Below are 16,802 nucleotides of genomic sequence, written 5' to 3'. Positions count from 1 at the left end.
CTCCTTTAGGTTATGAATAGCGGCTGATGGCGAGATCGGCGGTTTCGATGGCGGGCTTCCGCCCACCGATGATGTCCGCGATCACATGCCCCGACCCGCACGCCATGGTCCACCCCAATGTGCCATGGCCGCTATTGAGGAAGAGGTTCGGGATTTTCGTCGGCCCGATCACCGGGGTACTGTCCGGCGTCATTGGCCGCAGCCCGGACCAGAAGCTTGCGCGACCCAGATCGCCCGCACCCGGAAACAACGAACCCACCGAATATTCCAGCGTATCCCGCCGCGCCTTGGGCAGTCCCTTTGAATAGCCGGAAAGCTCCGCCATCCCGCCGACCCGGATGCGGTCGCCCAGCCGCGTGATCGCCACCTTGTAGCTTTCGTCGAGCAGCGTCGACACCGGCGCCCGCCCTTCCTCTACGATCGGCACGGTGATGGAATAGCCCTTCACCGGATAGACCGGCAGCCTGATCCCCAGCGGCGCCAGCAGCAGCGGCGAATAGCTGCCCATCGCCACCAGCCAGGCGTCGGCATAGACATGCCCCTTGTCGGTCTCGACATGGTTGACCTTGCCATCCTTCGTGGCGATCCGCCCGATGGTGCGTCCGTTGAGGAAGGTCACGCCCTTGGCTTTCGCCATGTCGGCAAGGGCGTTGGCGAACTTGAAGCAATCCCCCGTCTCGTCATTGGGCAAGCGCAAGCCCCCGGCCAGAGGCACGCCGCTGCCCGCCAGTCCCGGTTCCGCCGCGATGCAGCCTGCCGCGTCCAGCACTTCGAAGGGAACGCCGTCCGCCTTTAGCACCGCAATGTCCTTGGCGATGCCGTCGAGCTGTTTCTGCTCACGGAAGAGCTGCAACGTGCCCTGCGATCGCTCGTCATAGGCAATGCCCGTTTCCCGCCGCAGATCGATCAGCCGGTCGCGGCTAAACTCTGCCAGCCGCACCATCCGGCTCTTGTTGATGGCGTAGGAGCGCTCATTGCAGTTCCCCAGCATCGCCACCATCCAGCGCAGCATCGCCATGTCCATCTGCGGCCGCAAAATCAGCGGCGCATGTTTCATGAACAGCCAGCGCAGGGCCTTCATCGGTATGCCCGGCGCCGCCCAGGGCGAGGCATAGCCCGGCGAAATCTCCCCCGCATTGGCGAAGCTGGTTTCCAGCGCGGGGCCGTCCTGCCGGTCGATGACCGTCACTTCATGCCCCGCCTGCGCAAGATACCAGGCGGAGGCGACGCCGATCACGCCGCTGCCGAGAATGGCGACCTTCATGCTGTCATGCTCCGTCTGTGCTGGATCGCCGCCGTCCTTTGAATGTCGCGGCGATAGCGATGTCCGAGTTGGGTCAGGATTTCATAGGAAATGGTGCCGGCGTCGGCGGCGACCTGGTCCACTGTCTGATGGGGGCCGAGCAATTCCACTGGGGCGCCGGGATAGAGAAACATGTCCGGCACATCGGTCACGTCCAGCGTGATGCTGTCCATCGATACCCGCCCCACGATCGGCGCGCGATGGCCCGCGATGAAGGCGGAACCGCTGTTGCTGAGATGGCGCGGCCAGCCGTCGGCATAGCCGACCGCTATGGTCGCGATCTGCGTGGGCCGCTCGCAGCGGTGGGTCAGGCCATAGCCGACGCCCGCGCCCGTGGGGATGCTCCGTAACTGGATGATCCGCGCCTCCAGCGCGACCACCGGCCGCATGAGGTGGAGTCCTTCTTGCGGTGCCCCGCCATAAAGGGCGATCCCGGCACGGACGATGTCGAAATGCCTGCCTTTCAGGAAACTGCCGCCGCTATTGGCCAGCGAACGCGGCACGCCGGGGAAATGCTGGCTCAACGCCTCGAAATTCGCGCGTTGCGTGGCGTTGAAGGCGGCATCGGAATTATCCGCGCAAGCCAGATGACTCATCAGCAGCCGGAGGTCTATGCCCTCCAGCCGCTCAGGCTCTGCGGCGAGGATGGCGACCTCTTCGGGGGGCAGGCCGAGCCGCGACATGCCGCTGTCGACTTGCAACGCTGCGGGCAGGCTCTGCCCCCGTTCCTGCGCGAACATGGCCCAGCGCCCAAGTTGATCGAGCGAGTTCAGGACCGGAATCGCTCCGATGGCCGCGCAATCCCGCTCGGCGCCGGGTTGCAGGCCGTTGAGGATGAATAGCGAGATTTCCTCCCCAAGCGTGGGTTTGAGCGCCACCGCTTCGCTGAGATGCGCGACGAAGAAATGGCGGCATCCCGCATCCATCAATGTTTCGGCAACGATGTCCGCGCCCAGGCCATAGCCATCCGCCTTGACCACGCCAGCAACGGTTGCAGGCGCGACTTGCCGCTGAATGATCCGGTAATTTTCGGCCAACGCGTCCAGATCGATGCGAAGCACGGCCCCGGCAGTATCAACAGGCTGCATGACGCCCCCTTTCGGGAAGAGAGTATCGCGCCGCTTGATGAAAATGCTCTCAAATAACCGCAGGATCATCTAAGAAAGACGAATTATTGGACGATCCTTCATAGGAAAGGCAACAAATGGCAGAATCGCTCGACGCTGTGGACCGCTCGATCATCCGGCTGCTGCGGCTTAACGCCCGCCGCCCCAATTCGGAGATCGCGGCGGAAATCGGCCTGTCGCCTTCGGCCTGTCACCGGCGCATCCGGCTGCTGGAGGATGCGGGCGTCATCCGGGGTTATACGATCGTGACCGCGCCCATGGAAAAGGAAGGGCGAGCGGTCGACGTCCTGGTGCAGGTGACGCTCGACCGGCAGACGGAGGATTATCTTGCCCGTTTCGAACATGCCGTGCGTCAATGCCCGGAAATTCGGGAATGTTTCCTGATGACCGGAGGGGTCGATTATTGGCTGCGTGTCGAGACTGAAAGCGTGGCCGCCTATGAAGCGATCCACAGCGAAATCCTCTCCCGCATGCCCGGCGTCACCCGCATCAACAGCAGCATCGCCATGCGCGACGCGCTGCGTCCGCGCAAAGCGGGGCGGCGCTAAATCCGCTTCGCGATCGCGCCCGCCGCCCAGCCCATGCTGACAGCCAGCATCATCGCGACCAGCCCGTAGACGAATGGCCATTGCTCGGCCGCGACGGCCATGAAGCGCTCGAAACCGGACTTGCGGATGGTGATGTCGCGCACGGCCGCCGCCACCACGCGGCCGTCCTGCACCAGAAAAGTCTCGGCCGTATAATCGCCCACGATCACCCGCGCCGATAAGGGCAGACGCGCCCGGTAGAGCACGCCGTCGGTGATCTCCACCGTCCCCTGCTGCTCGACATAGAGGCCGGCCCGCTCGCGCAGATCGATCAGCCCCTTCTGGAATCGGTCCAATTCCGCACTGTCGTTGAGCGAGGATGGAGAAAGCTGGAGCTTGTCCACGCCCATTTCGTAGATCGCCGCCGTCCGTTCATCGACCACCTTGCCGATCGGCCGGGAGGAAGCGATGGCATAGAAGCTGGGAGCCGATCGGAAGCGCGCGCTGTCGGCGTTGACCCAGATGCCCGCGACCTTTTGTTTCTCGCGCATGGTGATCGACTGGTCCGGGCCTTTCAGCACGACCATGATGTCGGCGGGCTTTTTCGGCCGCCGCCCGTCGGGATAGACGATGGCCCCGAACAGCAGCAGGTCGGCGCCGGTGAAGCTGTACTGGATCTCGACGTCGCGCTGCGACACGTCCGGCACCAGCATCGGTTCGTCCGCAGCGCAAAGCAGCAGCAGGGCAGGGGGCAGGGCCAGAAGCGCGTACTGCTTCACCGGACCTCGACCGTGTAGATTTCGTCCGGCCGGAATCCCAGACCCAGCGCCATGCGCGCCGCCACCAGCAGCACGATGGCGGCTAGCAATATGCGCAGATATTCCGGACGGATCGTCATCGAAATGCGTGTTCCCACCTGCGCGCCTGTCACGCTGCCGATCAGCAGCAGCAGCGCCAGCACCAGATCGACCGCATGGGTCGTCATGGCGTGCATCATCGTCGTGGCCATGGTCACGAACAATATCTGGAACAGCGACGTGCCGACCACCGACTGGGTCGTCATGCCCAGTAGATACAGCATCGCCGGGACCAGGATAAAGCCGCCGCCCACGCCCAGCAACATGGTGAGGATGCCCGTCGCCATGCCCAGCAGCAACGGCGCCAGCGGCGAGATATAGAGGCCCGACCGGTAAAAGCGCCACCGCATCGGCATGGCGGCGACCAGCGGGTGATGCCGCCGTTTGCGCGCCTGGACCTTCCTGCCGGTCTTGAGCGCGATCAGCGCCTGGATGGATTCCTTCGCCATCAGCGACCCGATGCCGCCCAGCATCAGCACGTAGAGAATGCCGATCACCGTATCGATCTGACCGATGGCCTGAAGCAGCCGGAAGATTAGGACGCCAAGGCCAGCCCCCACCACACCGCCCGCGATCAGTACGCCGCCCATGCGGAAATCGACCGTGCCGCGCGACATATGCGTGAACACGCCCGACACGCTAGCCCCCGTCACCTGGCTCGCGGCGGAGGCTGCCGCGACGGTCGGCGGAATGCCGTAGAAGATCAGCAAAGGCGTGGTCAGGAACCCGCCGCCGACCCCGAACATGCCTGACAGCAGGCCCACCACGCCGCCCAGGGCAATGATGACCAGCGCATTCACCGACAGGTTGGCGATGGGCAGATAGAGATCCATGCGGTTCTTGGGTTAAGCCCAATATGCGGAGAGATAAAGGCGCTCGCGCTTAAAAATCCGCCCCGAGCGTCACGGCAAGGCCCGAAGCCGGTGCGGCCCGGCCAGCGATCCGCTCCCGCCATTCGATGCCGAGCCTGGCCGCCACGGGTTTGAGCGGCAGGCGGATCTGGAGCTCCGGTCCGATGTCCAGCCGTTCGACCTGCGGCTGCGCGCCGCCGGAGAGGCTGGCGCCAAGCCTCAAGGGTGAATGGCTGATCGGTGAGAGCAACGATATCTTGCCGTCGACGAAAAAGTCGTTCGATCGGAAACCGACCATGCCGCCCTGGGCATAGGCTTCGACCTCCAGCGAGGGAGCGACCCGCACTGGCCCGAAACCGCTCACCGCCATCACGGCATTGGCGTCGCGCCCGCCCTTGCCCAGCGCAATCCGCCGCTCAGCCGCGAAGCTGATCGGGATGGTGCGCGCCGGCTGCCAGGCCAGGCCCAGCGCGCCTTCGGGAGAGGCTGGATCGTTCAGAGCGGCACTGACCCGCGCATAAGCGGTCGCTCGGCTGGATGCGTGGGGGGAGAGGTCGAAATCGACGCGGACACCCGCTTGCGATCCGCCAAGCCGGCCTCCCGTAACGGCATCGGCCCGCGTGGCGCTGCCCTCGCGCCACAACAGCCAGGCGCTGCCGTGCCAGCGATCGACGCCTGCGGGATGAGAGGACGCCAGGGGCAAAGCGGGGGCGGGATTGATCGTCGGAGCGGCTTCCATGGCCTTGCTCGCCGCCCGCGTGGCGGGCGTTGCTTCCTCGGCAACGGGGATGAAGGCAGATATCATCCTCATCGTCCCGCCCGACCGGGGAGACGCCTGAAAAGTCATGAGTGGGGCGATGGGCGAAGGCTTCGGCCTTGATGTCGTGACGCTCCGCCAAGCCACCCGATCATCTTTTTCCGCCGAATCGGCCCCGTTTTTCGAATAGGCAGTGGAATGGAAAGCCCCGCCGCCGCTGCCCTCCATCGCGTCACTGAAGAGATAGGCTGCGGGACTGGCCAGGCGGATCGCGACCCAGCCAAGCATGACAAGGGTGAAGAAGCGGACTGGCCGCCCGCGCGCGGCATCGTTCATGCCGGGGACTCCAGATCGGGGAAGCGGTGCTGCGTCTTGTCCCACGTCAGCGGCTTGCCGATCAGCGATTGGAGATATTGGAAGATCGCGCGCCGGGCAGCCATCATCGCGATGATGTTGGCGATGAGGGTGCGCGGTATCGCTCCCAGCCCGAAGGTCCAGCCATAGCTCATCCCTGAGAAGATGGCGCGCATCATCATGCGCCAGATCATGAAGCCGAAATTGACCCACAGCAGCGCTTCGATCACGCGCGAGGGTCTGGGCGCATGGAAGGTGCTGAAGAGGCTTGCCGCCAGCAGCACGCCCCACAGCAGCAGCGCCAGATAGGCCGTGAACAGGACGAAGGCGGAAAGGGCGGCGCCGCGATCCCGCATGCGCATCCACCATTCGGCGGGTCCGCCCTGCCAGCCCATGCGGTCCCATCCGGCGAGCGAAATGCCGACCATCCAACGCGCCTTCTGCTTGACGGCATCCTTCAGATTGTCGGGAAAATATTCCTTGGTCGCGACAAGCTGCCCGTCGCTGTCGCGCATGCGGACGAACACGCCGCGTCCGCCCATATTGCTGATGCGCAGGCCGACCTCATAATCTTCGGTCAGCGATCCCGGATCAAACGGACCGCCATTGGCTGGATTCACCAGCCGCTCCAAAGTTTGCCGCTCGAATGCGCAGGCCACGCCTGCCGATGGCATGGAAGCGCCCATCGCTTCCCGCACCGTCAGAAACTTCCCATGACTTTCCGCGAATTCATCGCAATAATGATTGGCAATGGCTTTCGCCCACCAGCCGCCATAACCGGGCAGAGGCAGAACAGGCAGTTGGACGAGCTGAAACCTGTCCGTCATCACGTCGAACAGGCGGATTTCGTCGCGATGGACCACATCTTCCGCATCATGCAACGCGACCGCCTTGAAACGGACGCCTGTGCGCACTTCCTCCTGCAACATGGTGCGCCAGGCCACGTTCAGGCAATCCGCCTTGGTGGTCGGCCCGTTCCGTTCGTTGACGCACAGGATGAGCCGCTCTTCCCCGGCAGCCAGAGGCGCGATGGCATCCAATGTCGCCTGATCATTGGGATAGACGCCGACGAAGATGCGATAGTCGCAAGCCCCCCAATTGGCGAGCGCATTGCGCAGCATCGGCCCGATCACATCGGCTTCCCGCCAGGCGGGGATGAAAATGGCGATACGCCCCGGTTGCGAGGACGCGGGCAAGGTGGCGGTCGTCATGCGTTGATGGCGGGAATAGACGATCAGCCTGCGCCATAAGCGCCGGCTCAGGAAAACCAAGTCTATGATGAAATCATCGATGCCGCTTATCGTCAGTGCCACCACCGCGAAAAGCAGAATTTCATGATGAACCCCCGCCAGAAAGGCGAAGACACTTCCCCCCACGGATTGTGCTCCCACTATCCCCGGGGGGCGGCTATGGCAGCAAATAATTGATTCTCCAATAGATATTCGTTTCGTTATCGTAATATTTATAAATTTGATCTGTCCGCAACATTTCTTAAAGGATGGCGCCGGGGAGTATGTCGCCATGTTGAACCGTCCGCCCTCGGCGTTGCGTGATTTCTTGACCGGTGAAGCCGGCGGCGGTGTCCTGCTGATGCTGGCCGCAGCGATGGCTATGCTCTTCGCCAATCTGCCGGGAGCGGCTGGGAATTTCTATCATGTCCTGGTCCATGCCGAAATCGGTCCGGAATTGAAGTCCAGCCTTGGCCGCATGACCGTCCATTCATGGGTCAATGACGGATTGATGGCGATTTTCTTTCTGCTGGTCGGCCTGGAGATCAAGCGGGAGATGATCGACGGAGGCCTTTCGACCTGGGAACGCAGGCGATTGCCGTTCATAGCCGCGGCAGCCGGGATGGTTGTCCCGGCCTGTCTCTATCTCGTCTTCGTGGGTGGGCAGTCCCGGTTTTCCAGTGGCTGGGCCATTCCGGCGGCGACGGACATCGCTTTCGCCATGGGGGTTTTGGCGCTGCTCGGGCGGCGGGTGCCGGCCTCGCTCAAATTGATGCTGACGGCGATCGCGATCGTCGATGATATGGGCGCGGTCGCGATCATTGCATTGGTGTATACGCAGAGCATCGATCTTCCGGCTTTGGCGGGCGCCGCGGCAGCGCTTTTTCTGATGTTCGGGCTCAACCGTCTTGGGGTTCAGAAGCTCACGCCCTATCTGCTGGCTTTTGCGGCCCTATGGTATTTCACCTTGCTGTCGGGCGTGCATGCAACGGTGTCCGGCGTGCTGACGGCGATGTTCATTCCGATCAAGCCGACCCCCGGTGCGCCCGATGCCGCCGACAGCCCCCTGCATCGGCTCGAACATGCCGTGCATCCCTGGAGCGCCTATCTGATCGTGCCGCTTTTCGGCTTCGTGAATGCGGGCGTGTCGCTTGACGGGGCGGCGTTCGCTGCATTGCTCACGCCCTTGCCGCTGGGCGTGGCCGCCGGTCTGTTCCTGGGGAAGCAGATCGGCATTTTCGGTGGGATCTGGGCCGCTGATCGCTGGCGGCTTGCGGAACGGCCTGCCGGCGCGAGCTGGGTGCAGGTTTACGGCATGGCGCTTCTTTGCGGTATCGGCTTTACCATGAGCCTCTTCATCGGCACCTTGGCATTCTCCGGCTCTCCCGCGCTTGTCGAGCAGGCGAAGATCGGCATTCTCGCCGGTTCGCTGCTGTCCGCCGTCGCGGGTTATCTTATTTTGCGAAGCGCAAAGCACTTTTGAAAGACGGGATTATCCGCTAGACTGCTCCGCTCATGCGTTGGATGGAATCGCATGGCCATCGGCCCGATGCTATCTTGCGCGTGCCGTAGAGCGACTCGCACTCGATGCGAACCCCAACCAATCTCTTTAAGCGATCAGGTAGGAGGGTGAAATATGAATGGGAAGATGGATGTCAACTATCTGCTGCACAGACAGCAAGTTGCACTGATCCGCGCGCAAATGAGCCGGTCGGCCAAAGGCCGGGAAGCCTATGAAGGCCTCGCGCGCGGCTATACCGATCAGATAGATGCCTACAGGCGCGAAAATGAAAGGCTGGTCGATCTGGCGCATTAGCGCGTTGGCGATCACCGCCGCTCGATCAGGCGTTGGATCGATAGGCGGTGCCTTTCGTCGTCGCTGCATTCCTTTTCCAGTACCGTCTTGATCCGCTCCAATTCCGCTTCCGTCAGATGCTCGATACCGATGAACTCGTTCCGCGCCGTCGATAGGGCGCGGATCAGTTCGTCCATCTTCGCCTGAATGGCGGAGCCGTCGCGATTTTGCGCATTCTGGATCAGGAAAACCATCAGAAATGTGACGATTGTCGTGCCGGTGTTGATGATGAGCTGCCAGGTGTCGGAATAATGGAAGATCGGCCCGGTCACGATCCATCCCAGGATCACCAACATCGCCAGGATGAAGGCGGCGGGCTGGCCCGACCAGCTAGCGATTTTATGCGCAAAAGCTGTAAAAATCCTGTCCATCTCTATTTTCTCCGCAGGCGCGGCCCTATTTAGCCTCTGTTCAGCCCATGCTTGCCATGAAGGACCGATGACGACCATCCCTCTCCGTTCGCTGGCCTGCGGGCTCGGCGCTTCGCTCCTTCTTGCCTCCTGCGCGACGGTGTCGCCCGAATCGCGCCTGCGCGTCGGGCTGATAGATGCGGGAGTATCGCCCTCCATGGCCGGTTGCATGGCTGAACGGATGGTGGACCGCCTGAGCTTGACGCAGCTTCGCAGGCTCCAGTCGCTGGCCTCGCTTCGCAAGTCTCACATGGGCGACATGACGGTCGACCGCTTCCTCTACAAAGTCCGCGCGCTGGAGGACCCGGAGATTTTCGCCGTGACCAGCAAGGCGGCGCTCATCTGCGCCATCGACCGCTGATTTTGCAATAAATCGGCGCATCGCTTCGCAAAGGTTTTGCAATTTTGCAAAGTCGTTTTGCGAAATCTGCTGGCGTTGCCCGTTTGCCTGTGCTTAGCCGCTGGACATCAAGTTTCAGCGGAAAGGACGGGCGAGCCCCATGAACATCCACGAATATCAGGCGAAGGAATTGCTGGCGAAATATGGCGCGCCGATCGCCGCCGGCTACGCCGCCTTCTCCGTCGAAGAAGCCGTCGACGCCGCCAAGAAGCTGCCTGGGCCGCTCTATGTCGTGAAGTCGCAGATCCACGCCGGTGGCCGCGGCAAGGGCAAGTTCAAGGAATTGGCTCCCGAAGCCAAGGGCGGCGTCCGCCTGGCCTTCAACCTGGACGAAGTGAAGGCCCACGCCACCGACATGCTCGGCAACACGCTGGTCACCATCCAGACCGGCGAAGCGGGCAAGCAGGTCAACCGCCTCTATGTCACTGACGGCGCCGACATTGCGAAGGAATTCTACCTCGCTCTGCTGGTCGACCGCGCCAGCAGCCGGATCGCGTTCGTCGTGTCGACCGAAGGCGGCATGGACATTGAGGAAGTCGCTCATTCGACTCCCGAAAAGATTCACAGCTTCTCGGTCGATCCCGCGACCGGTTTTCAGCCGCACCATGGCCGTTCGGTCGCCGCTGCGCTGGGCCTGACCGGCGATCAGGCGAAGCAGGCCGCCAAGGTCGCCTCGTCGCTTTACGCCGCTTTCCTCGACACTGATGCCGAGCAGATCGAAGTCAATCCGCTGGCGCTGACCGAGCAGGGCAATCTGCTGGTGCTCGACGCCAAGGTCGGCTTCGACGGCAACGCCATGTTCCGCCACAAGGACATCGCCACACTGCGCGACCTGACGGAAGAAGATGCGGCGGAAGTCGAAGCTTCGGAATATGACCTCGCCTACATCAAGCTCGACGGCAATATCGGCTGCATGGTGAACGGCGCCGGTCTCGCCATGGCGACGATGGACATCATCAAGCTGAATGGCGAATTCCCCGCCAACTTCCTGGACGTCGGTGGCGGCGCTTCCAAGGAGAAGGTGACCGCGGCCTTCAAGATCATCCTGAAGGATCCGGCGGTGAAGGGCATTCTCGTCAATATCTTCGGTGGCATCATGAAGTGCGACATCATTGCCGATGGCATCGTCGCCGCCGCCAAGGAAGTGAATCTGTCGGTTCCGCTGGTCGTCCGCCTGGAAGGCACGAACGTCCAGCAGGGCAAGGACATTCTCGCGGCTTCGGGCCTGGCCATCGTCCCGGCGGACGATCTGGGCGACGCAGCCAAGAAGATCGTGGCGGAAGTGAGGAAGGCAGCCTGACGCAGCTTTTCGCCTGAACAAGACACCAAAGGGTGCGGGTGGTCCGGAAACGGGCTGCCCGCGCCCGCGTTCGCATTTGCGGGCTTGGCGTGAATGAAGGAAGGATGTTGGAAATGAAGATCCTTGTGCCCGTGAAACGGGTGATAGATTATAATGTGAAGCCGCGTGTGAAGGCCGATGGGACGGGCGTTGATCTGGCGAACGTCAAGATGTCGATGAACCCGTTCGATGAAATCGCGGTCGAGGAAGCCATTCGCCTGAAGGAAAAGGGCGTTGCGACCGAGATCATCGCGGTGTCGATCGGCGTTGCCAAGGCGCAGGAAACGCTGCGCACGGCGCTGGCGATGGGCGCGGACCGGGCGATCCTGATCCAGACCGATGATGAAGTCGAACCGCTGGGCGTGGCCAAGCTGCTCGCCAAGGTGCAGGAAGAGGAAGGCGCTGGCCTGATCATCCTGGGCAAGCAGGCGATCGATGACGACAGCAACCAGACCGGCCAGATGCTGGCGGCGCTGCTCGGTCTGCCGCAGGGCACTTTCGCCAGCAAGATCGAGGTCGAGGGTGACAAGGTCAGTGTGACTCGCGAAGTCGATGGCGGCCTGGAGACGGTGAAGCTCAACGTCCCGGCGATCGTCACCACCGACCTGCGTTTGAACGAGCCGCGCTATGCCTCGCTGCCCAACATCATGAAGGCGAAGTCCAAGCCGCTCGCGAACAAAACGCCCGCCGACTATGGCGTGGATATCTCGCCGCGTCTGGAGACGCTCAAGGTTGCCGAACCGCCCAAGCGTTCGGCTGGCGTGAAGGTGGCCGATGTCGATGAACTGGTCGCGAAGCTCAAGGCTCTGGGAGTTGCCGCATGAAAACGCTTGTGTGGGTTGAACATGAGGGCGGCGCCGTCAAGGACGCGACCCTTTCCGCCGTCACCGCCGCTGGCAAGCTGGGTGAAGTGCATCTGCTGGTCGCTGGCGCCGGCGTCGGCGGCGTGGCCGAGGAAGCCGCGAAGATCGCGGGAGTGGGCAAGGTCCATGTTGCGGATGACGCCGCTTTCGGCCATGCGCTGCCCGAGAATGTCGCGCCGCTGATCGTCGAGCTGATGGGCCACCATGACGCCTTCGTCGCGCCCGCCACCAGCAACGGCAAGAATATCGCGCCCCGCGTTGCCGCCCTGCTCGACGTGATGCAGATCAGCGACATTCTTTCGGTCGAGAGCGAAGACAGCTTCACCCGTCCGATCTATGCCGGCAACGCGATCGCGACCGTCAAGTCGAAGGACGCCAAGAAGGTCATCACCGTGCGCGGTACGGCCTTCGAGAAGGCGGCCCGTGAAGGCGGTTCGGGTGCGGTGGAAGCCGTGTCCTCGACCGGGGACAAGGGGATTTCCTCCTTCGTCGGCGCGGAGATCGCCAAGTTGGAGCGTCCGGAACTGACCTCGGCCAAGATCATCGTGTCGGGCGGCCGTGCGCTCAAGGATGGCGAGACGTTCGAGGCGACGATCTTCCCGCTGGCGGACAAGCTGGGCGCGGCGGTCGGTGCGAGCCGCGCCGCTGTCGACGCAGGCTATGTGCCGAACGACTATCAGGTCGGGCAGACCGGCAAGATCGTGGCTCCCGAGGTGTACATCGCCGTTGGTATCTCGGGCGCGATCCAGCATCTGGCGGGGATGAAGGACTCGAAGACCATCATCGCCATCAACAAGGATGAGGATGCCCCGATCTTCCAGGTGGCCGACATCGGCCTGGTGGGGGATCTCTTCAAGATCGTCCCCGAACTGGTCGAAAAGCTCTGAAAATCATTGCCCCATAATAGGGTTTGAAGAGGGCGCGGGCTTTGAGTCCGCGCCCTTTTTGGTGCCCGCCTTATTCGCAGCGGACGTCGCTCTTGTCGATAGCTCGCCCCGCCAGCGCGCCGCCAGCGCCGCCCAGGATCGTGCCCAGCGTCTTGGAACCGCCCGGAGCGATGATGTTGCCCAATACGCCGCCCGCTATGGCGCCGACGATGGTGCCGGTGGTGCCGTCGTCGCGCTTACAATAATAGCGGCCGTCATTGTCGCGATAGATATAGTCATTGTCACCGATCGGGCGGCCGCTGGTGCGCTGGCCATAGGTGGGACGGTCGTAGCCATAACGGTTGCCGTCGCCATCGGAAACGCAGGCCGTCAAGGGCAGTGCAAGCAGCGCGGCTGCCAATAGGGGGGTGCGCATGGTTTTTCTCTCCTCATTTTATCCCTGCTTTGGGATTAACCCGCCTGAGAACCAGAAGTTGCGCAAAATAGTCCGCCCGCCGCGGCCACCCGAAAGGGGGAAGGGCAACCGGGCGGGCAGGGAAGCCAGCGGCGAGGGGGTGTTTGGCCGCTGGGAAATCATTTTGGCTGGCGTCAGGACACCAATGGCGCGCTGCGCGCGCTATGGGTCGCAGGGGACGCGAGGTTCGTGTTGGCGTCCAGGGAGGTTTCGCCTTCGCGGCGCTTGTCGAGGTCGGTCCTGGCCTGGTTGTAGCGGGCCACGAGGTCGTCCTTGAACTCGGTCAGCTTGCCTTCGTCATAGAGTTTCTTGCCGACATAGCCGGCGATCGCGCCGAAGATCAGGGTGCGGATCATGGGATAGTCTCCTTGTTCCGGGTGGATTTGCAAGGATAACATAGCCCGTAAGGATCGGTTCCGGAGCCGTGCGGCAGAGCGAGCGGGGCGGTCGATGCAAGGAGCAGGGCGCGCAGGCGGCGTTGGTCGGATGGGATAAGGCGAGGAGCGGCGCGTTCAGATCGCGGCTGCGGCAGCCTCGCGGCGGGCGCGGCTGCGGTCGACGAATTCCTGCCGCTGCGCCATGATGATGAAGGCGGCTTCCGAACGGAGGCAGCGTTGACGAACATTGTCCAGAGTGGTGGCGTCGGCTTCGCTCCGGGCCTGACTGGCGAGGGCGCGGAAATCGGGATTGGCCATGAGACGCTCCTTGGAAAAGGGGCGGGCGCCATGCGAAACGGCGCCCGTCCTGTCAGCAGCGCATTATTCTGCGTGCTGGATATTCACCGCCGCCATCTTGCCGCGCTTGTCCTGCTCCAGATCATAGGAGACGCGGTCCTTTTCGCGCAGCGTGGCGAGGCCAGCGCGCTCGACGGCGGAGATGTGGACGAAGGCGTCCGGGCTGCCGTCATCGGGGGCGATGAAGCCATAGCCCTTGTCGGCGTTGAAGAATTTGACGGTTCCGACGATGCTCATTTGGGTAGTTTCCTTCTTTCACGCGGCGCGTCCAACGTGGACGGGCCGGTTGCTAGAGGGGCAGGGAAAGAAGGAGTTTGGTGCCGCAAAGCGCCGAAGACCGTCGATTTGCGACTGTAGCATCGGCGTATGTAAGCGCTTTGGGGCGAAATAGCAAATTTGGCCCAAAGCAAAGCCGCGCCGGGCAGCCATCATCCCGCGTCTTCCAGCGCGGCAAAGCCGAAAAAGACGTCGCGGGCGCGGGTGGCGGCATCCTCATAGGGGCGGCGCTGCTGCGCATCCCACGCGGCCAGCGTTTCTTCCTCCTGGGGGCTCAGGTCGCGTTCATAGGCGTCGATGTCGTAGATGTCGTCGCTTTCATTGCCGTCGAAACCGGGCGGCGCGGGATAATCGGTGCGCCAGCTTTCCCGATATTCGTCCCACCATATGCCGCGCAGCCGGGCGGCGGCCTCCTCCGGCGGGAGGGTCGCCCGTTCGACGGGCGATGCTGCCGAAATTGGGCGAAGTTCACACCGTTCATCGAGGGGGTCGGCTTTGCCGCGTTCGCTGAGGGCCATCCGCGCCGCGACGAACAGCGCGGCGGACGCGCCTGGGGAGAGAGCGGTGGCGGCCTGTTCGATGGCGGGCGTATCGGGCATGGCGGAGTCGAGCGGCTCGGCCTCGTCTGTTTCGCGGGGCTGCGGTTCCGCGCCGGAGGGCGCCGCCGCCTCATCCGGGCAGATCAGGTCGAGATAGGCGGCGAAATCCTGCGCCACCACGCGGGCGAGCGCGGCGTCGCTGCCGTCGGGCGGATTGTCCGCCATGCGATCCAGCCGCGCAAGCATCGACATGGCGAGCCGGTTGTCGTGGCGGTGGCGGGTGATTTCGTTGGCTTCTGCGTCCTTGCGGATCACTTCCTCGTTGCCGGTGAGGGCGCGGGCGAGCAGATCATCGGCAAGGCGCGCGCGAGCGATGAGGATGGCCGCGTCCCAGCCGAGGCGAAAGGCCGCGCCGTCGCGGCGGATGCGCAGGGCATAGGCCGAGCGCGGGCTGATCTGCGCGGCGTCGCAGGCCGTGCGGATGATGCCGGTGGCGGCGAGGGTTTCGAGGAAGTGGCGCTGGCGAGCGGGGCTCCAGCCGTCGGCGCGGATTTGCTGCGCAGGCGCGGGGAGAGGAGGGAATTGGCAGGTCATGGCAAGGCTCCTTTTTATGGGAGGGTTTGCCGGGAGGGTAATATGGGGGAGGGGTTGTAGGACAGAACAAAATGGGAACGCAGGACGGGGCGGCTTACCAGTTGCCTCCGGCGTCCTTGATGGCTTTGAGCAGCGCTTTTTTGCTGGCCGTGCGGCGGGTGCCGCTGTTGCGGGGCAAGTCGGCGTCGGTGATGCCGAGTTCGGCGCGGCGGCGTGCGAGATTGGCCGCAAAGCTCTTGAAGGCAATGCGGCGGCCGGGCCAGTTTTCGGGCTTGTCAGTTGCGGACATCGTGTGCTCCGAAATCACCGCCGGTTTCATGGCGGACGCGGCGTTCAAGATAGTCCCTGTTGGCGTTCGGGTGAAGGCGAAGATCAGGTCAGGTAACTTTCGTTTGGTTCCTCTTTAAACCCTATGAGCCGGTACGAGGACTTTTGACTCCGACCATATGAGTTTGCGGGTAAGTCAGCTGAACATACGCCTTGTTACTGTGTCGTAGGGCTACTCGAGCTGCTCCTAAATCAGCGAAAAACAAACCTTCCCGTAAAGGGTCCTGATTCTCCTTAATCTCTGCGTCATATTTCAAAACGTGATCATATGAATTAACTATATCTCGTTCTATATTTCCAATATTTGTGTAATTATTTACTGTAAGTTCTTTTACAAATATAGATATCTTTTCGGAATCTACGGTTTTTCTATCTGGAAAAATGCGTCGTAACATCGAAAAAACCGTATCGAAATTTATCGGTTGGTCTTCGGACTCTGTAGGAGACGCCGTGTCAGACTGCTCTTTTGAAATCTGTCTTGAAGAATACAGTTGTTCATATTGGACATCGGCAACATAAAAAAGACCGCTCAACGCATTAAGCCCCTTCTTTAGATGATCTGGAATATCCCACTCAGCTTTATAGTCCAAATAATGTGAGATCGCTGCCCAAGCGTGCATACAAAGCGTCCTCACCTGAATTTCAAATCGCATTCCCCGGATTGCGTCATAACGTGGACCAGAGTAAGCCTTCTTCATTTCGCAAATAAAATGGATAGACATATATCCGAAGCTGTCTGTGCTTGAGTCGACCTTGTCATCAAAGCTTATAACATCAAATTCCGACGATATGATTTCGCAAACGTTGGGTAGGTCTGATTTGAAAAGACATACGATTCGTAAACCGACCGCATCTAAGATTTCGTCGATGCTCTCATGTCCGCCGGAAGATATTTTGTTTCTTAATGAATCGTATGTTTTGATCCGATGCTCTACGGCATGAATTTTGATACCGGACTTGCCCAATGCGTGAGATATGATGAAGTTCGCTTCGTCTTTTAAAGCGGAAAACGCGGGGAGATATCGATTGTAAGCTTCCAGAATGTGATTTTCAGAAATATGCTTGTTCTTGCTGGCCTTTCTCTGCGTTCCCACTCGATGTACCCCTAAAGTCAAGTGC

General features: G+C 61.8%; 21 protein-coding genes. 7 read left to right on the top strand and 14 right to left on the bottom strand.

Annotation, left to right across the window (positions count from 1 at the left end):
• Positions 1-10: 10 nt before the first annotated feature.
• Both HHL26_RS13400 and alr read right to left on the bottom strand, forming a co-directional pair.
• Complete coding sequence (locus tag HHL26_RS13400) at positions 11-1,264, bottom strand: D-amino acid dehydrogenase (protein ID WP_066555529.1); 1,254 nt, start codon at positions 1,262-1,264, stop codon at positions 11-13.
• Positions 1,261-2,391, bottom strand: a complete 1,131-nt coding sequence (gene alr, locus HHL26_RS13395; RefSeq protein ID WP_066561467.1) for an alanine racemase — start codon at positions 2,389-2,391, stop codon at positions 1,261-1,263. Before alr ends, HHL26_RS13400 begins: the two co-directional genes overlap by 4 nt.
• A gap of 116 nt (positions 2,392-2,507) precedes the next feature.
• Here alr and HHL26_RS13390 point away from each other — a divergent pair, with 116 nt between their 5' ends.
• Complete coding sequence (locus HHL26_RS13390) at positions 2,508-2,978, top strand: Lrp/AsnC family transcriptional regulator (RefSeq protein ID WP_066555531.1); 471 nt, start codon at positions 2,508-2,510, stop codon at positions 2,976-2,978.
• Here the strand turns inward: HHL26_RS13390 and HHL26_RS13385 are convergent.
• Genes HHL26_RS13385 through HHL26_RS13370 form a run of 4 tightly spaced genes read right to left on the bottom strand, consistent with a single transcriptional unit; the run spans position 2,975 to position 7,152 of the window.
• Positions 2,975-3,736: a TIGR02186 family protein gene (locus HHL26_RS13385; RefSeq protein WP_066555533.1), complete on the bottom strand. Its 762-nt coding sequence runs from the start codon at positions 3,734-3,736 to the stop codon at positions 2,975-2,977. The genes HHL26_RS13390 and HHL26_RS13385 overlap by 4 nt on opposite strands.
• Positions 3,733-4,647 (bottom strand): sulfite exporter TauE/SafE family protein, encoded by a 915-nt coding sequence (locus HHL26_RS13380; protein ID WP_066555535.1) that lies wholly within the window; start codon positions 4,645-4,647, stop codon positions 3,733-3,735. The genes HHL26_RS13385 and HHL26_RS13380 overlap by 4 nt, the downstream gene beginning before the upstream one ends.
• 49 nt (positions 4,648-4,696) lie before the next feature.
• Positions 4,697-5,758, bottom strand: coding sequence for a hypothetical protein (locus HHL26_RS13375; protein WP_066555537.1), 1,062 nt, complete (start codon positions 5,756-5,758; stop codon positions 4,697-4,699).
• Positions 5,755-7,152 carry a glycosyl transferase family protein gene (locus tag HHL26_RS13370; RefSeq protein ID WP_066561468.1) on the bottom strand — a complete coding sequence of 466 codons (1,398 nt, stop codon included), beginning with the start codon at positions 7,150-7,152 and terminating at the stop codon, positions 5,755-5,757. The genes HHL26_RS13375 and HHL26_RS13370 overlap by 4 nt, the downstream gene beginning before the upstream one ends.
• 145 nt (positions 7,153-7,297) lie before the next feature.
• On the opposite strand from HHL26_RS13370, the gene nhaA reads away from it, so the two are divergent.
• Both nhaA and HHL26_RS13360 read left to right on the top strand, forming a co-directional pair.
• On the top strand, positions 7,298-8,488 hold the full coding sequence (gene nhaA / locus HHL26_RS13365) for a Na+/H+ antiporter NhaA (RefSeq protein ID WP_066555538.1): 1,191 nt from the start codon (positions 7,298-7,300) through the stop codon (positions 8,486-8,488).
• Between the two features lie 153 nt (positions 8,489-8,641).
• Complete coding sequence (locus tag HHL26_RS13360) at positions 8,642-8,821, top strand: hypothetical protein (RefSeq protein WP_066555539.1); 180 nt, start codon at positions 8,642-8,644, stop codon at positions 8,819-8,821.
• Between the two features lie 11 nt (positions 8,822-8,832).
• Here HHL26_RS13360 and HHL26_RS13355 read toward each other — a convergent pair whose 3' ends face one another.
• Positions 8,833-9,231, bottom strand: coding sequence for a low affinity iron permease family protein (locus HHL26_RS13355; RefSeq protein ID WP_066555540.1), 399 nt, complete (start codon positions 9,229-9,231; stop codon positions 8,833-8,835).
• A gap of 67 nt (positions 9,232-9,298) precedes the next feature.
• Between HHL26_RS13355 and HHL26_RS13350 the strand changes: the two genes are divergently transcribed.
• The 4 genes from HHL26_RS13350 (at position 9,299) to HHL26_RS13335 (ending at position 12,759) form a co-directional block, all read left to right on the top strand.
• Positions 9,299-9,631 carry a hypothetical protein gene (locus HHL26_RS13350; RefSeq protein WP_066555542.1) on the top strand — a complete coding sequence of 111 codons (333 nt, stop codon included), beginning with the start codon at positions 9,299-9,301 and terminating at the stop codon, positions 9,629-9,631.
• A gap of 139 nt (positions 9,632-9,770) precedes the next feature.
• Positions 9,771-10,970 (top strand): ADP-forming succinate--CoA ligase subunit beta, encoded by a 1,200-nt coding sequence (gene sucC, locus HHL26_RS13345; RefSeq protein ID WP_066555543.1) that lies wholly within the window; start codon positions 9,771-9,773, stop codon positions 10,968-10,970.
• A gap of 113 nt (positions 10,971-11,083) precedes the next feature.
• Positions 11,084-11,833: an electron transfer flavoprotein subunit beta/FixA family protein gene (locus HHL26_RS13340; RefSeq protein ID WP_066561473.1), complete on the top strand. Its 750-nt coding sequence runs from the start codon at positions 11,084-11,086 to the stop codon at positions 11,831-11,833.
• Complete coding sequence (locus HHL26_RS13335; RefSeq protein ID WP_066555547.1) at positions 11,830-12,759, top strand: FAD-binding protein; 930 nt, start codon at positions 11,830-11,832, stop codon at positions 12,757-12,759. The genes HHL26_RS13340 and HHL26_RS13335 overlap by 4 nt, the downstream gene beginning before the upstream one ends.
• A gap of 70 nt (positions 12,760-12,829) precedes the next feature.
• Here the strand turns inward: HHL26_RS13335 and HHL26_RS13330 are convergent, their stop codons facing one another.
• The 7 genes from HHL26_RS13330 to HHL26_RS13300 form a co-directional block, all read right to left on the bottom strand.
• Positions 12,830-13,174 carry a glycine zipper 2TM domain-containing protein gene (locus tag HHL26_RS13330; RefSeq protein ID WP_066555549.1) on the bottom strand — a complete coding sequence of 115 codons (345 nt, stop codon included), beginning with the start codon at positions 13,172-13,174 and terminating at the stop codon, positions 12,830-12,832.
• A 173-nt stretch (positions 13,175-13,347) separates the two neighbouring features.
• Entirely contained in the window at positions 13,348-13,569 is a 222-nt protein-coding gene (locus tag HHL26_RS13325; RefSeq protein ID WP_066555551.1) for a hypothetical protein, read from the bottom strand.
• 156 nt (positions 13,570-13,725) lie between these two features.
• Positions 13,726-13,908: a hypothetical protein gene (locus HHL26_RS13320; RefSeq protein ID WP_066555553.1), complete on the bottom strand. Its 183-nt coding sequence runs from the start codon at positions 13,906-13,908 to the stop codon at positions 13,726-13,728.
• A gap of 63 nt (positions 13,909-13,971) precedes the next feature.
• Complete coding sequence (locus HHL26_RS13315) at positions 13,972-14,184, bottom strand: cold-shock protein (RefSeq protein WP_066555555.1); 213 nt, start codon at positions 14,182-14,184, stop codon at positions 13,972-13,974.
• Between the two features lie 191 nt (positions 14,185-14,375).
• The gene (locus tag HHL26_RS13310; protein WP_066555556.1) at positions 14,376-15,356 is read right to left on the bottom strand and encodes a hypothetical protein; all 981 of its coding nucleotides are present in this window, start codon (positions 15,354-15,356) and stop codon (positions 14,376-14,378) included.
• Between the two features lie 94 nt (positions 15,357-15,450).
• Positions 15,451-15,693 (bottom strand): hypothetical protein, encoded by a 243-nt coding sequence (locus tag HHL26_RS13305; RefSeq protein ID WP_237229976.1) that lies wholly within the window; start codon positions 15,691-15,693, stop codon positions 15,451-15,453.
• Between the two features lie 73 nt (positions 15,694-15,766).
• Positions 15,767-16,777: a hypothetical protein gene (locus tag HHL26_RS13300; RefSeq protein ID WP_158511730.1), complete on the bottom strand. Its 1,011-nt coding sequence runs from the start codon at positions 16,775-16,777 to the stop codon at positions 15,767-15,769.
• Positions 16,778-16,802 lie beyond the last annotated feature (25 nt).

Origin of the sequence: Sphingobium sp. TB-6, from assembly GCF_012927365.1 — a bacterium.
GTDB lineage: Bacteria > Pseudomonadota > Alphaproteobacteria > Sphingomonadales > Sphingomonadaceae > Sphingobium.
This window is presented reverse-complemented; position numbering and strand designations above follow the sequence as displayed.

Bases quoted from the DNA above. Each gene is read 5' to 3' on its own strand.
- HHL26_RS13400 (WP_066555529.1), bottom strand. From the start codon at position 1,264: ATGAAGGTCGCCATTCTCGGCAGCGGCGTGATCGGCGTCGCCTCCGCC.
- alr (WP_066561467.1), bottom strand. From the start codon at position 2,391: ATGCAGCCTGTTGATACTGCCGGGGCCGTGCTTCGCATCGATCTGGAC.
- HHL26_RS13390 (WP_066555531.1), top strand. From the start codon at position 2,508: ATGGCAGAATCGCTCGACGCTGTGGACCGCTCGATCATCCGGCTGCTG.
- HHL26_RS13380 (WP_066555535.1), bottom strand. From the start codon at position 4,647: ATGGATCTCTATCTGCCCATCGCCAACCTGTCGGTGAATGCGCTGGTC.
- HHL26_RS13375 (WP_066555537.1), bottom strand. From the start codon at position 5,758: ATGAACGATGCCGCGCGCGGGCGGCCAGTCCGCTTCTTCACCCTTGTC.
- nhaA (WP_066555538.1), top strand. From the start codon at position 7,298: ATGTTGAACCGTCCGCCCTCGGCGTTGCGTGATTTCTTGACCGGTGAA.
- HHL26_RS13360 (WP_066555539.1), top strand. From the start codon at position 8,642: ATGAATGGGAAGATGGATGTCAACTATCTGCTGCACAGACAGCAAGTT.
- HHL26_RS13355 (WP_066555540.1), bottom strand. From the start codon at position 9,231: ATGGACAGGATTTTTACAGCTTTTGCGCATAAAATCGCTAGCTGGTCG.
- HHL26_RS13350 (WP_066555542.1), top strand. From the start codon at position 9,299: ATGACGACCATCCCTCTCCGTTCGCTGGCCTGCGGGCTCGGCGCTTCG.
- sucC (WP_066555543.1), top strand. From the start codon at position 9,771: ATGAACATCCACGAATATCAGGCGAAGGAATTGCTGGCGAAATATGGC.
- HHL26_RS13340 (WP_066561473.1), top strand. From the start codon at position 11,084: ATGAAGATCCTTGTGCCCGTGAAACGGGTGATAGATTATAATGTGAAG.
- HHL26_RS13335 (WP_066555547.1), top strand. From the start codon at position 11,830: ATGAAAACGCTTGTGTGGGTTGAACATGAGGGCGGCGCCGTCAAGGAC.
- HHL26_RS13330 (WP_066555549.1), bottom strand. From the start codon at position 13,174: ATGCGCACCCCCCTATTGGCAGCCGCGCTGCTTGCACTGCCCTTGACG.
- HHL26_RS13325 (WP_066555551.1), bottom strand. From the start codon at position 13,569: ATGATCCGCACCCTGATCTTCGGCGCGATCGCCGGCTATGTCGGCAAG.
- HHL26_RS13320 (WP_066555553.1), bottom strand. From the start codon at position 13,908: ATGGCCAATCCCGATTTCCGCGCCCTCGCCAGTCAGGCCCGGAGCGAA.
- HHL26_RS13315 (WP_066555555.1), bottom strand. From the start codon at position 14,184: ATGAGCATCGTCGGAACCGTCAAATTCTTCAACGCCGACAAGGGCTAT.
- HHL26_RS13310 (WP_066555556.1), bottom strand. From the start codon at position 15,356: ATGACCTGCCAATTCCCTCCTCTCCCCGCGCCTGCGCAGCAAATCCGC.